The organism is Pseudomonas entomophila (assembly GCF_029478665.1).
Taxonomy (GTDB): Bacteria; Pseudomonadota; Gammaproteobacteria; order Pseudomonadales; family Pseudomonadaceae; genus Aquipseudomonas; species Aquipseudomonas entomophila_F.
In genome coordinates this window covers 43417-58971 of sequence record NZ_JARPQB010000022.1, presented here as the reverse complement: position 1 = coordinate 58971, position 15555 = coordinate 43417, and the positions used below count along the sequence as shown (strand labels likewise).

Here is a 15555-nt window from a genome sequence, read left to right as displayed (position 1 = left end):
ATGGTGCCTGAACGATCCCGGGGCTGCCATGCAGCCCTTTCGCGGCACAAGGCCGCTCCTACAGACGACCGCGATCCCCTGTAGGAGCGGCCTTGTGCCGCGAAAGGGGCGCATGGCGCCCCCAAAGGTCATCAAACCGTGGCGCGCAACTCACGGGCGGCGGCGACCATGTTCACCAACGCCGCCTCGGTCTCCGGCCAGGCACGGGTCTTCAAGCCGCAATCCGGATTCACCCACAACCGCTCGGCTGGAATACGCTGGGCCGCCTTGCGCAGCAACTTGACCATCTCTTCCTTCGCCGGTACCCGCGGCGAGTGGATGTCATACACGCCCGGGCCAATCTCGTTCGGGTAGTCGAACCGCTCGAACGCTTCCAGCAGTTCCATGTCCGAACGCGAGGTCTCGATGGTGATCACATCGGCATCCATCGCCGCGATCGACTCGATCACATCGTTGAATTCGCTGTAGCACATGTGGGTGTGGATCTGCGTTTCGTCACGCACGCCCGAGGCACACAGGCGGAACGCCTCGGTCGCCCATTCCAGGTAATGCGGCCAGGCACTGCGACGCAGCGGCAGGCCTTCGCGGAAGGCGGCCTCGTCGATCTGCACGATCTTGATGCCGGCGGCTTCCAGGTCCACCACCTCGTCGCGGATCGCCAGCGCCAGCTGGCGGGCCTGCACCTCGCGGGTCACGTCCTCGCGGGGGAAGGACCACATCAGCATGGTCACCGGGCCCGTCAGCATGCCCTTCATCACCTTGCGGGTCAGGCCCTGGGCGTACTTGATCCACGCCACGGTCATGGCTTTCGGGCGGCTCAGGTCACCGAAGATCACCGCCGGTTTCACGCAGCGCGAACCGTAGCTCTGCACCCAACCAAAGCGGGTGAACACATAGCCGTCCAGTTGCTCGGCGAAGTACTCGACCATGTCGTTGCGCTCGGCCTCGCCGTGTACCAGTACGTCCAGGCCCAGGTTCTCCTGGATCTGCACCGCGTGGCGGATCTCGCTGTGCATGGCCTCGACGTAGTCCGCTTCGGTCAGCTTGCCCTGCTTGAACGACTGACGCGCCAGGCGGATCGCCGAAGTCTGCGGGAACGAGCCGATGGTGGTGGTCGGAAACGCCGGCAGGCCCAGGCCGGCACGCTGCTTGGCGATGCGCTGCTCGAACGCGGACACGCGCTGGCTGTCGGCGGGCTTGATCGCCGCGACACGGGCCTGCACCGCCGGCTTGTGAATGCGCGGCGAGGTGGCGCGGGCATGCTGCACGGCGCGGCTCTGCGCCAGCGCCTCGACGACATCGGCCGCCTCGGGCTGGTTGAGCGCCTTGGTCAGCAGCGCCACTTCCTGGCACTTCTGCACGGCGAAGGCCAGCCAGCTCTTCAGTTCGTCATCGAGCTTGTCTTCACGCTCCAGGTCCACCGGGCTGTGCAGCAGCGAGCACGACGGCGCCACCCACAGGCGGTCGCCCAGGCGCTCGTGGGCATGGCGCAGCACCTCCAGCGCCTTCTCCAGGTCGCAACGCCAGACGTTGCGACCGTTGACCACGCCCAGCGACAGCACCTTGTAGGCCGGCAGGCGGTCGAGGATGGTGGGGTACTGGTCCGGGGCGCGCACCAGGTCGATATGCAGGCCATCGACCGGCAGGTTGGCAGCCAGGCCGAGGTTGTCTTCCAGGCCGCCGAAGTAGGTGGCGATCAATTTTTTCAGCGGGGCGCGCTGGAGGATGTTGTAGACGCGCTCGTAGGCGTTCTTCCAGTCCTGCGGCAGGTCGAGGGCGAGGATCGGCTCGTCGATCTGCACCCATTCCACACCCTGGGCGGACAGGCGGTTGAGGATCTGGTCGTACAGCGGCAACAGGCGGTCGAGCAGCTCCAGCTTGTCGAAGTCGGCGCCCTTGGTCTTGCCCAGCCACAGGTAGGTCAGCGGGCCGATCAGCACCGGCTTGACCGCGTGGCCCAGGGCCTTGGCTTCCTCGACCTCTTCGAACAGTTGCTCCCAGCTCAGGGCGAACTGCTGGTCGGCGATGAATTCGGGGACCAGGTAGTGGTAGTTGGTGTCGAACCACTTGGTCATTTCCTGGGCGTGGGCGCCACCGCAGCAGCTGTCACTTACGCCCCGGGCCATGGCGAACAAGGTTTGCAGGGTCGGCCGGGCACCGTCCTTGGCACGGAAGCGCTCCGGGATCACACCGAACGTCAGCGAGTGGGTGAGTACCTGGTCGTACCAGGCGAAGTCGCCCACCGGCAGCAGCTCGATGCCGGCGGCCTTTTGCGCCTGCCAATGCGCGGCGCGCAAGCCACGGCCCACGGCACGCAGGCCGGCTTCGTCCAGTTCGCCCTTCCAGAACGCCTCCTGGGCTTTCTTCAGCTCACGGTCGCGGCCGATGCGCGGAAACCCCAGGTTGTGTGCCAGTGCCATGTTGTCGTCCCTCGATCCTTAAAAGTGAATGAGGGAATTCTGGGTGCAGGGGAAAAGTGAAACAAACTCATAAAATTTGAGATCAACTCAAGATTTATTCATGATTCGACGGAGATCCCTGTAGGAGCGGCTTCAGCCGCGATCACCCGCGAAGCGGGTGCCTGGTACCGCGTCGCCTGCATCGCGGCTAAAGCCGCTCCTACAGAGGACCTTATGGATGTCTCGATCAGCACACTCCCCCGCGCAAACAGGCATGCCCCGGCAGCCAACCTGTTGCACACTGCCACCCTGCCCCAACCCGGTAGCCCGCCCCCCATGAGCCTGCTGAAAACGACCCTGGACGCCAACGCCTTCGCCTGCATCCTGGAATTCGTCCCCAAGCCCGCTGCCGAGCGTTTCGCCACCCTCGAAACCCTCATGGCCCGCACCCGGCTGTGCGGCTGGCCGCTGACCGTGGCCATCGGCGACCGCGTCGGCAGTGCCCTGGACATGTCGCCACTGGAGGCCTTCAGCAGCCTCGCGAACCCCGTCCCCGCCCTGCTGCACTTCTCCGGCAAGGACCGCGAACGCCGCGACCTGCTGGCCCAGTTGCAGCGCATGGACGCCGCCGGCCTCGACCAGCTCCTGCTGCTGACCGGCGACCGCCTGCCCGGCCACAATCCGGGCGAGCGGCCGGTGCGCTACCTGGAGTCCGTCGCCGCCCTGCAGATCGTCCGCCAAGCGCGGCCACACTGGCTGCTGGCCGCCGCGCTAAACCCGTTCAAGTACCAGGAGGCCGAGGGCGGCGCGCAGTACTGCAAAGCCGAAAAGAAGCTCGCCGCCGGCGCCGACCTGTTCATCCTGCAACTCGGTTTCGACTTTGCGAAACACCAGGAAGCCTTCGACTGGATGCAGCGCCAGCCACAACCCAAACCGCTGATGGCCTGCATCATGGCCCTGACCGAAGGCCGCGCCGGGATGCTCGATCACGTCGCCGGGGTGACCGTCACGCCGTCGATGCGCGCGCTGCTGGCCGCCGAAACGGCGGTGTCCAAGACATACGCCAAGGAGCGCGCCAACCATCGCCTGGCCTTGCAGGTGATCGGCCTGAAATTGATGGGCTATGCCGGCGTGCACCTGTCCGGCATCCATGAGGTGGCGCAGTTCGAAGCGCTGGAACAGGCCATCGACACACTGCAACCGCAGTTCACCTCGCTGCAAGACTGGGCCCCGGCCTGGCAAGCGGCCTGGCAGGAACCTGGCCTGGCACCGGTCACCTTCCATCCACCCGGGCATGCCTGGCGCCTTGGCCAACGGCAGATCAACGCATCGAACAAGGAAAAGGCCCGCTACCACCTGCTGTCCGCGATGCACCATCAGCTGTTCAGCCGCACCACAGCCTTGAGCAAGGCTTTCGGTTGGGCCGTGACCCGGCCGCTGTGGGCCAACCCCACGGCGGCGCACTGGCTGCATCAACTGGAGCGGCGCATCAAACGCCCGATGGTGGGCTGCGACACCTGCGGCAGTTGCCGGCTGGAAGACACGCTCTACACCTGCCCCGAGACCTGCCCCAAAGGCCTGGCGAACGGCCCCTGCGGCGGCACGAGCCTGGACCGTTGCGAGTTTGGCGACCGGGAGTGCGTGCACAGTGCCAAGTATCGGCTGGCGGTGAGCGTGGGCCGGACCGATGTACTGACCGAGCGCCTGATCCCCTGTGTACAAGTGGAGAACCGGCATCGCAGCTCGTGGCCCCTGTGGTTCGACACGACGCTCGCCCCTGCCCCCCAGGTGAACGCCACGCCCGAACTCACCGAATAAGCGGGCACGCTAGATCTTCAGGGACAGCCACATGGCCGCTTCGAAGACACTCTTGTCGGGGTTCCTGGTGCAGTAGTCCACGGTGAACGCCTTGATTTCAGGAGGTTCCGGCAGGGCCTGCAACGGTATTTTCAGGTCGAGGTTGCGCTGCATGTTGACGCCGCTGAGGAAGCCCTGCAGCCACAGGATAGTGGCCAGGCTGGTGGTCTTGTCCTGGGTCTGCGCGTTCAGGAACCGCTCGCACGAGATCGCGCCCGCCCCGGCGATGGCGTGTTCTTCAGCCTGAACGGTGCTGGCGGCCGAGGCCATGGACAGGGTGACAGCCAGGCAGATGTTCCTTTTCATATTCGCTTCCTGTGATTCGCGCCCCCTGGCCTCGGTGCTTGCTGCACCAGGCATGGAGGGCATGCGCGGGCCGGCATGATGCCATGTCGAAAAATAATGTCCTATTGCCATCATGCTTGCCGGGCACAGGCCGATACAGCGAGTCTCCAATACTCAAGGAATATTGTCCGATGCGTTACTTGCAGGGATGTGCGGTGCTTCTGCTGTGCCTGATCTTCACCGGCTGCGCCAATGTGCAGCCCCCGGTGGAGCTCGACCAGCAGTTCTGGAATGAAAAGGACCTGGTGATCGGCGTGGCCATGACCCCCGTCACCCCGCCCAAGCTGATGCTGACCGGCAACCAGGGGATCCTGGACCTGGCGATCAACACCGGGGTCAACAGCAAGCTCAGCGAGCATGTGAGCACCTGGGACCTGGCCGACGTCAACACCCTGCCCGACGCCATCATCGCCAAGCTCGAAGCCAAGGGTTACAAGACCAAACGCATCGAAGAACGCATCGACCTGGGCAAGTACAAGGAAACCAAGTTCAAGGAAGGCTACATGGAGCGTGACATCAGCGCCCTGAAGGCCACCTACGGCATCGACCGCCTGCTGCTGGTGGCCATCGACAGCACCGGCGCCACCCGCAGCTACTACAGCGTGGTCCCCACCAGCGCGCCGATCCCGCTGGTCGCCGGCCGTGGCATCCTGGTGGACGTGCAGGACAGCCGCCTGCGCTGGTTCAAGCCCTTCGTGGTCACCCAGCCGGCCCAGGGCGAGTGGGACCAGCCAACCTACAGCAACCTGTCCAACGCCTTCTACCAGGCGGTCGACAGCAGCCGCCAGGTGATCGTCACGCCGTTCTCGCAATGAAACGCGGGCTGCTGCTGACCCTGCTGCTGGCGGGCTGCGCCCAGCAGGCACCGCGCCCGGCCGACATCCACGACCCGACGGCGCTGCGCTACCTGAACGAGCACGGCGCTCGGTTGGAGATACAGGTGCCGTCGGCGGGCTGGATCGACGCCAGCCTGATGATCGACGCCCAGGCCGCCGCGAAAGCGCGCGAGACCAACCAGTCCCTGGCCCACAGCGCCACCACCGGCGGCGGTGCCATCGGCTTGCTGCTGGCCAGTGCGATCAACACCCAGGTCGGCGAAGCCGCCTTGCAGCGCGAAGCCGAACGCGATGCCAAGCAGGCGGCGCAGACGATGGCGGTGGTACTGGCCGAGCATCCCTACAACGGCAAGCTCCAGCAGCGCTACGGCGAGGCGGCCGGCAACGCCGGGCTGCGCCCCGCCACGGGCGGGGTCAGCGCCAGCCTGCGCATTGCCCCGAAGGTGGTGGTGAGCCCCGATCGCGGCAGCTTCGTGCTGGTCAGCCAGGTGGAATTGCAGGACATCGCCGGCAGCGTGCTGTACCGCACGCGCCTCGACGTGCAGAGCCTGTCGGTGCGTCGCTGCGGCGAGCAATGCATCGACGACGGCGGGATGGATGCACAGAAGGTCGATGCGCTGCTGGGGATCTGCATCGACGAGTCGATGCGGATGCTCGCGCAAGACCTGAACCGGGATCCGTCGGCCCAGCAGGGCAAGGCAGAGACGGTGCGCTACCTGCTCGACGGGCGGCGGATGGTGGAGCGTGGGCAGTTGTTGCCGGCGTCGGGGGAATACACCCGCTACCGCAACCTGGACGGTGCGCTCAAGGCTGTGCCGGTGGTGTTGGTCAAGGCGGCGGAGTGAGGCCATTGGGCCGTGCAGTGCTTGGCCGAATGTGGGCGACTGCCTGTCTTCGACACCACCACGGCCAGCCGCAAACCCGCTTGTTGGAATACCACTGCACAACGCGTATAACGCTTGCCAACCTGGCCACGCGCCGTTTTTTGTGAAGATAAGGAAGTCCGATGAAGAAGTTGCTCGCCGCTTCGATGCTGATGCTGCTGTCTGCCTGTGTCACCGTGCCTAAAGGTGACCCCATGGTGGATGCCCAGATGAAGCGTTTCGAGACCGTTCCAGGCATGACACGGGTCTACATCTATCGCAATGAAACGATGGGCGCGGGCGCGAAGTACGACGTGCTGATCGACGGCCGCATGATCGGTGCAACGGCGGCCCACACCTACCTGGTGGCGGAAGTAACGCCTGGGCCGCACACCATTGCTTCCGACGCCGGCACCTTGAGGGTGATCAAGGTCGAGGCCCAGCCGGGCAAGAACCTGTTTATCTGGCAAGAGATGAAAATGGGCTTTGGCGCCGCCGATGCCAAGTTGCACGTGGTTTCCGAGGCCGTTGGCCGCAAAGGTGTGCTGGAGACGAAGTTGGTGGGCGGGCTCTGAGCATTTTTCACGGTTGGAACGGCTAAGGAACCGGCCCGCCGCGTGCGGGGATCGCCTGGCTTGCGGAGCCAAGCTGCCACATGGATGGTGGTATGCGAGCATTGGCTGACACGCCCGTCGGCAAGCGCGTCGGCCCTCTTGCTCAATTGCCGGCCTTGGCCCATTGTACAGACCACTGTCATTACAAAGAGACTGCAAGCATGGCGTCCATCAATGTGCGTATCGACGACGAACTCAAGGTGCGCGCCTACCGTGAGCTGGAAAAACTGGGTGTAACCCCTTCCGAGCTGATGCGCCAGGCACTGCAATACGTCGCTGAGCGCGGGCAACTGCCGTTCAAGCCCGTGTTGCTGACCGAAGAAGACGAAGCATTGCTCGCCACGGTACGCGAACGCCTGGCCGCGCCGCAGAGGGTCAGGGTAACGCTGGATGACCTATAGCCTCGAATTCGATGCACGCGCACTCAAGGAATGGCAGAAGCTCGGCGACACCATTCGCCAGCAACTCAAGAAGAAGCTGGCAACCGTGTTGCTCAACCCGAGGGTCGAAGCCAACCGCCTGCATGGCTTCCCGGACTGCTACAAGGTCAAGCTGCGCAGCAGTGGATATCGATTGATCTATCAGGTCATCGATCAGGAAGTCGTGGTGTTCGTGATCGCCGTGGATACACGTGAGCGGGATCAGGTTTACCGCAAAGCGGCAGAGCGGTTAGCCAAGTAATTTCAGGCTGACTGCGCGACATCGAGAGACACGAACACCTCGCGTCCTTGCCATTCGCCCGACAGCCGAGAAACCAGCAACAGCCGACTCCCGGCCCCTGAGGCAGCCACGACACACAGCCCCTGCTCGCTCCAGAACGCGCTGCGCCCTGCCGCCACCCAGCTTCCCGTGATGCCGCCATGGACTTTGCTCGCCCTTCATTCAGAAGTCACTCTGTGCATCAACGCTGCGAGCGCGGCAGATTACCGTTCCTGCCCGTCAGCGGCTGAAACAGCGCCAGGCAACGCCACCCTGGCTGGCAACTGAACAGTGAAGGTAGTGCCATACGTCGCATCCGAGCGCATGCCAATCCTGCCACCGTGCGCCTCGGCAATCTGCTTGACAATGAACAAGCCCAGGCCCACGGAACGCAGCTGACCCTGGCGCTCGCTGCCCCGCGTCATCGGCTCGAACAGCGTCGGGGCCAACGCATCGGCAATGGCCGGCCCGTGATTGTGAACGCTCAAGGTCGCGCCGTCGTCCGCCAGGTCGGTGGTCACGGTGATCGGCAAGCCCAGGTCGCCATAGGCCACGCTGTTGGCGACCAGGTTACCGATCATCTGCTGCAAGCGGTCCTGGTCCACCTCGAAGGTGCCATGGCCTCGCGACAGATGGCGAATACGGGCATGGGCGAAGGTCACCCTGAGCTCGCTCACGCACTGGTCCAGCACCCGGCGCAGGTCGACCTGCTGGCGCCTGACACGGATGCCCTGGCCCAGGCGCACCGAGGCGAAGTCCAGCAGGTCGACGATCATGCGCTGGGCCCGGTCGGCCGAACTGTCAATGCTGCCCAGCAAGCGGCGGGCCCTGTCGGAGCCCGCATCGCGCGCGAGCAGTTGGGTGGCCATCTTGATCGCCGTCATGGGGTTTTTCAGGTCGTGGCTGGCAATGGCGACCATCTGCTCGGCCAGCACCGCGCGGCGCTGGGCGTTTTCGTAGGCCGTGGCCAGCTCGGCCTGGGCCCGTTGCAAGGCGGCCTCTGCCCGAACCTTCTGCGCCAGCAGCTCCTCGGCACGCTGCATGGCCTCGAACACCGCCCGCTCGTTGCGGTCACGGGCGGTGGTGCCGACCAGCGCCAGGTGGTAGCGCACACCCTCGGCGGTTTCCCGCCGCACGCCGTTGAGCAGCATCGAGAGCACATGCCCCTCGCGATGGCGCAGCTCGAGCTTCACTTCCGACACCGAGCCCTGCTGGTTCATCAACGGGCCCCAGTGGGTGAGCTGGAAGACCCGCCCCGCCGCCGTCAGCAATTGGTCGAAACTGCGCTCGCGCAAGCCCGCGCGGTCATAGCCCAGCCAGTTGCTGAACGTCTGGTTGCAGCGCAACAACGTGCCATCCACGGCCATGACCACCAGCCCGCAGGGCGCGTGCTCGAAAAACGACTCACTGAACAGCAACGCGGTGTCATCCATGACCAAACCCATAGTGAGCGAAAAAAGCATCCAGGGCCGCCGAGCAGGCGCCCGGGGCGCTCAGCTGCGGGTAATGGCCCATGTTGTCGATCAGGCTCAACTGGCTTTCGGGCAGGACCCTGTGCAGGTACTCACCCACGGCAACCGGCACTACCGGGTCGCCCGTGCATTGCACGATCAGCGTCGGCACCGGCAGGCCGCTGACATCCTCGCGATGGTCCGAGAGGAAGATGACCCGGGCGAAATGCCGGGCGATCTGCGCATCGGTGCGGCAGAAACTGCTGGTGAGCGCCTCCTGCAACTCCGGCTGCCCGGGCACGCCCATCAACACCGGGGCCATGGTGCTGGACCAGCCGAGGTAATTGTCGTCCAGGGTGGCGAGCAGGGCATGGATTTCATCCGGCGCAAAGCCACCGGTGTAGCCCCCTGCATCGACGTAGCAGGGCGAGCCGCCAATCATCACCAGGCCGGCGATGCGCCCTGGCCGCTGACGCTCCGCCAGGGCGCCGATCATCGCGCTCACCGAGTGCCCCACAACGATCACCGGCCCCTGGGCATAGGCATCGACAAGCTCGTTGAGATCCGCCGCATAGCCCCAGAGCGAAGCGTACTTGTCGCGCTCATAGGCAGCAGGGTCTGACAGGCCGGCCCCTACCAGATCGTAGGTAATCACCCGAAAGCGCGTGATGAGATGCGGCAGCAGCAACTTCCACATCGACTGATCGCAACCGAAGCCGTGGGACAAGATCAAGGTGGCACTGCCGTTGCCAGCGACATGCACGTTGTTACGCTTTTGCAGGGTCATACCTATCCCGATGTCGTGCGACGTTGTGCTGAGCAGTGCCGAGCGGTCCATGCTGCTGATGAGAATAGTCGAGGTAAGGCGGGGGCCTGGCCGGCCAATGCAGGGCAGGTATGCCATGCTCGATGTCGGTGGCACACCAGGCGATTCAAGTGTGATCTGGTGGACACCATACGCGATAAGGTGGCCAAAAGTACGAATTTTGCAGCCTGTCGACCCTCGGCAGCACCCAAGGAGTCGCTGGAGTCGCGAGCGATCACCCAGCCTTCCAGGCTGCGCTGGCGTGGGAGCGGGCTTGCCCCGCGATGGCGGGTCGGCAACACCAGCCGCTGAGCAAAGCTGCAGAGCACCACCGCTGCCGTTGAAACTTTTTAACAATCATTAGCAATGTTCATAAAGTTGGCCGGCTGCCGCGATTGCTACAGTGCGCCCCCATTCGAAGCTCCGCCACCTGGGCCTCCAGCCGCAAGCGGGCGCACCTTGGAGACACCATGCAGCCGAGCAGTCACTTGCTGAACCCTGAACACATCAACATCCGCCGGCTGTTCGCGACCCCGCTGGCCAGCATCCAGTACCCCGACGCCGCCCGCCTGAATGGCGAACTGCGAACCCTGATTCTCAGCCGCATGGCAAACGACTCCAGTGGCGCCCGGCACAGCAACGAAGGCGGCTGGCAATCGAGCAGTGACTTCGCGCAGTGGGGCGGCGAAGCCTGCGAGGCCCTGGTGCGCTTCGCCAAAGCCTTCGCCAACGAACTGACTGCCGTGCACAGCGAGCGACACGGCCTGATCGAGCCGCGTTTCGAATGGACCCTCAACGCCTGGGCCAACGTGAACCAGGCCGGCCACAGCAACGGGCTGCATGGCCACCCCGGGGCGTTCTGGTCCGGCGTTTACTGGGTGGACGCCGGCGGCCGAGAGGACGACCCCGCCGTTGGCGGCGACCTCGAGTTCATCGACCCCCGCGGCATGGTCGCCTCCACCTACAACCCGGCGCTGCGCATGCGCGTCGAAGACTGCCTGGCGGCAGGGTTCAGCAGCACCTGCGCGGCGCGCAGCGGCACATTCATCATGTTCCCCTCGTGGTTGATGCATTCGGTACGGCGCTTCGAAGGTAACCGGCCGCGTATCTCCGTTGCGTTCAACTTTGGGCTGTGAGCGGTTGTGGGGCTGGCGTGGTGGGCGTAGGAAAAAAAGCCCAAGTGTCCGCCGCGTTCTTAATACGCTGGACCGCCTGCTCCCTTAGGCGCCGGCTTGGCCAGCAGGTGCATCAGCCCCTGAATGGGGCGGCTACCGCAACTGCAGCTATGACGCCAAGCCGTGGCTGAAGAACGTTTCGCAAGCGGTAGAGAAGTTCGTCACCCTTTCCGTTCGACGAATCGCCACCTGTTAACCATTTTTTTGATTTGTTAACTACTCAGGTTTACAGTTCAAAAAATTACTTAACACGGTACACCCTCGACATGGCCAACCCACAAAAGGAAACCCAGCGCTACCTTGAGTCCGTCCTCGGTGTACCCACTCACCTGAAGCCGGTATCCCCCAGGCTCCCCTACCATCTTCTGGACGCCTACACCTGCGTCGAACTCACCCTCGAGTTCAAGCCGTCGCCGCTGCCCTTGTTGCTGCTCGTCCCCACCACTGCAACCTACCCAGGTGCAGTTACCCTCACCAAGCACATCGCGCAGATAAGCAAAGCCACCGATGCCTCGCCCATTTACGTCTATCAGGCATTGTCCCCAGCCGACCGCCGCAGCCTGATCAGCCACCAGCTCAATTTCATCCAGCCTGGCTATCAGTTGTTCATCCCCGAACTGGCCATGGACCTGCGCGAACGTGTCCGCCAACGCCGCGAGCAGGCTGCCATCAGCGCACTGCCCCCTGCTGCCCAGGCCATGTTGCTTGCCCGCCTCTATCGAGGAGGGATCAACGACACGCCATTCCCGGCCAGCGCACTCCTGGGTGACCTGAACTACAGCCGCGTGACCCTCTCGAAGGTCGTGGAGCAACTGCTTCAGACTGGCCTACTGATCGCCAGCCAACCCAAAGGCGCGGTGCAGGCCTATGCCTTCAGCGCCAGCGCGCCCGAGCTGTTCAAACAGGTTCGGCCTTACCTGCGCTCCCCGGTGAAACGTAAAGTCGCAATTTCCGCCGAACCACCTCTCGGCCAGGGTGCTTTCCTGGCCGGTGAAACCGCCCTGGCCAGCCAAACGCTCCTGACCGCGCCCGCGCAACCCGTCTACGGCATGACCAAGCGGAGTTTTGATGCGCTGCTTGCCGATGGCTCGCTGCACCTCAGCCAATCGGTGGATGATACCCGGGCGTGGGTGGAAATCTGGGCTTACGACACCCTCGATACATCCGGCAACCGTGCTGATGCAGCTTCCCTGCTCCTGAGCCTGGACAATAGCCAGGATGAGCGCGTCCAGATGGCACTCGATGAACTCAGGGAGCGGGTGGAATGGTTGGGGTCAGGGGACTAACGCTTTTCGGGCAGCACTTCAGCCACTATTGCGATCAGTACGTGCTGATTGGCGGGGGGGCTTCCTCACTTGTGATGGACGAGGCCGGTGTTTCATTCAGGACCACCAAGGACCTCGATATCGTTCTGATCATCGAAGCGCTGGACAGCCAGTTCGTCGCGGCGTTCTGGGCATTCGTCCACAGCGGTGGCTACCAGATCCGCCAAGCCAGCTCCGCACACCCAGTGTTCTATCGGTTCCAGAACCCCACGGACGAAACCTACCCCGCGCAGCTCGAACTGTTCTCGCGAACGCCCGACGAGTTCGACCACCCCGAGCACGCCACACTGACTCCAATCCCCACCGACGAATCCGTCTCAAGCCTCTCGGCAATCCTGCTCGATGAAGGCTATTACGCCTTTCTGCTCGCAGGTCGCCGGCAGAACGACACACTCTCGTACATCGGTGCAGACCGCCTGATTCCTTTCAAGGCCAAGGCTTGGCTGGACCTCTCGGCGCGCAAGTCTGCGGGAGAGCAGGTTGACTCCCGAAACATTCGTAAACACCGCAATGACATTGTGATGCTGACAGGGTTGTTGACGGGTGAGGTGGTGAGTTTGCCAACAGGGATTGCCTACGACATGGGCCGGTTTCTGAGGTGCTTGGCTGAGGAAGTCCAGACGTAGCCCCGAATAGAAGACAGGCATTCCGGGTCAGTCATGGACACCTTCCGGTTTTCGCGGATGACGAGGGACTGACTGTCGATCAGGTAGAAGGTTGGAGATGGGCTGGCCGCAAGAGCTGGGCGACGCAGAGCGAAGGCAATGGTTCTGTACAGACGTGTGATGGTCATGCATAGGACGCTAAATCAGGTTGGATCCACCACGCACTATCGCCAATCAATGGATGGCAGCTATATCGGGTTTGCAAACCGACGAAAATGAACCCAACAGCCCCAAGGGTCTACCACGCCAAACCGCCATCAATTTCGCTATTTATTCAAAATCTATAATTTGCTGCATAAGTTTCTCCTGCTCCTCTTTAGGCTTATCACCATGTTCATCCATTTTTTTCTTGGCCTCAATAATGGCTGCTTTTATCCTCTGTCGCTCAGGATAACCAACTACTTTAATTCGTGCCAGCAATGCACTAACAGCCTGAAAAGCACTGAAGGCCGGCTCAATCACCAACCGATCAGCGAGCCACTCAATATAATCAGGATGAAACTTCATCTGCAAAATTATGATCGCTGCCAGCCGCTCACCAGGCGATGTGCTCTCCGCCAGCCTGGATAAATATGGGTCAGTTGCCAAGGCTAGCTTTCTCATACCATTGACGATTTCAGACATTTTGTAGGTACGCGCTTCACCGGAAGGCATCATCCGTCGCAAGTTTTCATACTCGGAAGCCAATGCCCTAAGTGGAGCCAAAACCTCATCCGGTCTATTTATGGGTGCGACTTGTAGAATTCGTTCGGCCGATTGCCTATCTGTTGATGATGGCACCGCGGGTTCACCAGCCAAAGGTTTCATCCCAGAATCACCTTTAGATAACTCTGAAGCCACAATTTTATCATACCCATTCAATTGTTTATCAGAGCGAATGAACGCACCCTGAAGAAAAAGACGTGTATAGAGGTAGCCACATAAAAAACCCAACACCGTAAAGCCTATGACCAAGGCTGTCCCAGCAGAAACATCAACATTCGTCGGCGCCGCACTCAAAGAGGCCGCAACCATGCGACTCAACATAACCAGATGCGCCTTGATCTCTGCAAGATTAACTAAACTCAGCCCAACAAGAATCTTTGTCAACCAGTCAGATATTTCCTCAAGATTGGTGTTCGGCCGGCCCTTCTCGCCGGTATTTTGGTGATCCTGCGTTAATGTAGCTACACCGTTCGACCTACCCTTCGGGTCTTTTTGTTCGTACAGAACGCCTGATCGAGGGATACCAAACAGAAAACCGATAGTCGCACCCGAGACAAGACATGCAGAAGCCCACAGCAACATAGAACCAACCGCACTGAAACGCCAACCGATCACAATGACTGCGAATAATCCTAGAGCAACAAGCGGCAGCAATGCGAAATTTACGACCCTAATATCTTCATGGCCATTTTGCATTGATTTTTCTCGTTCAGAAATTGAACTCACTGTACCAACCCAGTACTTTCCAGTCTCTTTTATATCCATCGAGAGTACTCCTCAATCGGATTACACCCATGTTGCCTTAGCCATTAAACACACCCTAGCCTACCGAAAACTCTATATATCCGCAGCTTGCCAATGCATACCATCCGGCTTTTCCCATCCCCCGCCCCAGGTCCACCCCTCTCGTTCAAAAGCTCCGCGAACAGCCGGCAGCAACGCAAAGTTTGGACTTTTATCTCCAAATGAGTTTCTTGCCGAGTCAAAATCAATAGCGCAACCCCAACTATGCATTGACAATCGACTACTGCCACGCATCAGCCTATAATTGAACCCTCCCGCATACAAACTCATACCCCACTCATTTATTTTTTTCTGATCCTCCCCTGCCGCCTGCCAAATCTCCAGAAATATTCGGCTCAGACTCTCTTCGCACTTTTTATGGATACGAACCCCTTTGACCGGCATAAAATCCCATGCCGTCACCAAGCTCCAGGGCGCAGGAAGCCTAATTATATTTTCAGCCACCCACTTTTTGTTTTCCTCACCCCCCTCACCTCTTGGGTCGCCATAAAAACCATCAACCTCACTCTGGTGCGGCCACTTTGACATATCAACCTCCCTCATTGGCTGACGCAAACATACAATAAAAACATCCAAACATCGACAGGCTCATCACCAACAATTAGCACACCCTCATCGACACATATATATCAAATAGAAGCACTCATTATTACTTTTCATTCCAAGAAAACCCACAACGAAAAACCTACAATTAATTTCCCATACTGTGCCTGCAAACCCACCCCGTGAAACCTACGAACGGCTTTATAAATTCATAGCTATACGCTATTGACTTGAGCAGAGGAAAATTAACTCCAGACAAATATGTACATACTTTGTACAGCCCTCCTAAAAAGAGCACGCGGAAAATAGCGAACTTACTTTCTCGTGACTCAGTCGCGAAAATGGAAATACCTCTCCTTTTAATTCCTTATCACTGAGTGCCCAGACGTTCCGGGTCATGACCGCCAAAGTAGAAGATCTGTGCGCATATCAGATTGCCGATGAACGCCTACTCGACCTCGGCGAATTT

15 protein-coding genes are annotated in these 15555 nt (G+C 61.2%); 9 read left to right on the top strand and 6 right to left on the bottom strand.

All coding sequences use genetic code 11. The features are described from left to right. Nucleotides 1–131: 131 nt before the first annotated feature. Nucleotides 132–2420: a 5-methyltetrahydropteroyltriglutamate--homocysteine S-methyltransferase gene (gene metE, locus P5705_RS13130; protein ID WP_277461266.1), complete on the bottom strand. Its 2289-nt coding sequence runs from the start codon at nt 2418–2420 to the stop codon at nt 132–134. A gap of 315 nt (nt 2421–2735) precedes the next feature. Here metE and P5705_RS13125 point away from each other — a divergent pair, with 315 nt between their 5' ends. After that, a complete protein-coding gene (locus P5705_RS13125) occupies nt 2736–4217 on the top strand; it encodes a methylenetetrahydrofolate reductase C-terminal domain-containing protein (RefSeq protein WP_277461265.1) in 1482 nt (493 codons plus the stop codon). Between the two features lie 9 nt (nt 4218–4226). Here the strand turns inward: P5705_RS13125 and P5705_RS13120 are convergent, their stop codons facing one another. Further along, the gene (locus P5705_RS13120) at nt 4227–4562 is read right to left on the bottom strand and encodes an HdeA/HdeB family chaperone (RefSeq protein ID WP_277461264.1); all 336 of its coding nucleotides are present in this window, start codon (nt 4560–4562) and stop codon (nt 4227–4229) included. Nucleotides 4563–4732: 170 nt separating this feature from the next. On the opposite strand from P5705_RS13120, the gene P5705_RS13115 reads away from it, so the two are divergent. The 5 genes from P5705_RS13115 to P5705_RS13095 all read left to right on the top strand — a co-directional run bounded on the left by P5705_RS13115 (nt 4733) and on the right by P5705_RS13095 (nt 7595). Continuing rightward, complete coding sequence (locus P5705_RS13115) at nt 4733–5416, top strand: hypothetical protein (RefSeq protein WP_277461263.1); 684 nt, start codon at nt 4733–4735, stop codon at nt 5414–5416. Continuing rightward, entirely contained in the window at nt 5413–6282 is an 870-nt protein-coding gene (locus P5705_RS13110) for a hypothetical protein (RefSeq protein ID WP_277461262.1), read from the top strand. Before P5705_RS13115 ends, P5705_RS13110 begins: the two co-directional genes overlap by 4 nt. A gap of 161 nt (nt 6283–6443) precedes the next feature. Next, nucleotides 6444–6875, top strand: coding sequence for a DUF2846 domain-containing protein (locus tag P5705_RS13105; protein WP_277461261.1), 432 nt, complete (start codon nt 6444–6446; stop codon nt 6873–6875). Between the two features lie 200 nt (nt 6876–7075). Beyond that, nucleotides 7076–7315, top strand: coding sequence for a type II toxin-antitoxin system RelB/DinJ family antitoxin (locus P5705_RS13100; protein WP_186714181.1), 240 nt, complete (start codon nt 7076–7078; stop codon nt 7313–7315). Beyond that, the gene (locus tag P5705_RS13095; RefSeq protein ID WP_277461260.1) at nt 7305–7595 is read left to right on the top strand and encodes a type II toxin-antitoxin system RelE family toxin; all 291 of its coding nucleotides are present in this window, start codon (nt 7305–7307) and stop codon (nt 7593–7595) included. The genes P5705_RS13100 and P5705_RS13095 overlap by 11 nt, the downstream gene beginning before the upstream one ends. Nucleotides 7596–7837: 242 nt before the next feature. Here P5705_RS13095 and P5705_RS13090 read toward each other — a convergent pair whose 3' ends face one another. After that, nucleotides 7838–9046: a PAS domain-containing sensor histidine kinase gene (locus P5705_RS13090; RefSeq protein WP_277461259.1), complete on the bottom strand. Its 1209-nt coding sequence runs from the start codon at nt 9044–9046 to the stop codon at nt 7838–7840. Next, nucleotides 9039–9851, bottom strand: a complete 813-nt coding sequence (locus tag P5705_RS13085; protein ID WP_277461258.1) for an alpha/beta fold hydrolase — start codon at nt 9849–9851, stop codon at nt 9039–9041. The genes P5705_RS13090 and P5705_RS13085 overlap by 8 nt, the downstream gene beginning before the upstream one ends. A gap of 488 nt (nt 9852–10339) precedes the next feature. Here P5705_RS13085 and P5705_RS13080 point away from each other — a divergent pair, with 488 nt between their 5' ends. The 3 genes from P5705_RS13080 (at nt 10340) to P5705_RS13070 (ending at nt 12995) form a co-directional block, all read left to right on the top strand. Continuing rightward, nucleotides 10340–11005, top strand: coding sequence for a TIGR02466 family protein (locus P5705_RS13080; RefSeq protein ID WP_277461257.1), 666 nt, complete (start codon nt 10340–10342; stop codon nt 11003–11005). Nucleotides 11006–11310: 305 nt separating this feature from the next. Continuing rightward, on the top strand, nt 11311–12330 hold the full coding sequence (locus tag P5705_RS13075) for a hypothetical protein (protein WP_277461256.1): 1020 nt from the start codon (nt 11311–11313) through the stop codon (nt 12328–12330). Beyond that, the gene (locus P5705_RS13070) at nt 12309–12995 is read left to right on the top strand and encodes a hypothetical protein (RefSeq protein WP_277461255.1); all 687 of its coding nucleotides are present in this window, start codon (nt 12309–12311) and stop codon (nt 12993–12995) included. Before P5705_RS13075 ends, P5705_RS13070 begins: the two co-directional genes overlap by 22 nt. 309 nt (nt 12996–13304) lie before the next feature. Here the strand turns inward: P5705_RS13070 and P5705_RS13065 are convergent, their stop codons facing one another. Together P5705_RS13065 and P5705_RS13060 are read right to left on the bottom strand one after the other, a co-directional pair. Continuing rightward, nucleotides 13305–14504, bottom strand: coding sequence for a hypothetical protein (locus P5705_RS13065; protein ID WP_277461254.1), 1200 nt, complete (start codon nt 14502–14504; stop codon nt 13305–13307). 72 nt (nt 14505–14576) lie between these two features. Next, nucleotides 14577–15071: a M15 family metallopeptidase gene (locus P5705_RS13060; protein ID WP_277461253.1), complete on the bottom strand. Its 495-nt coding sequence runs from the start codon at nt 15069–15071 to the stop codon at nt 14577–14579. Nucleotides 15072–15555: the final 484 nt, after the last annotated feature.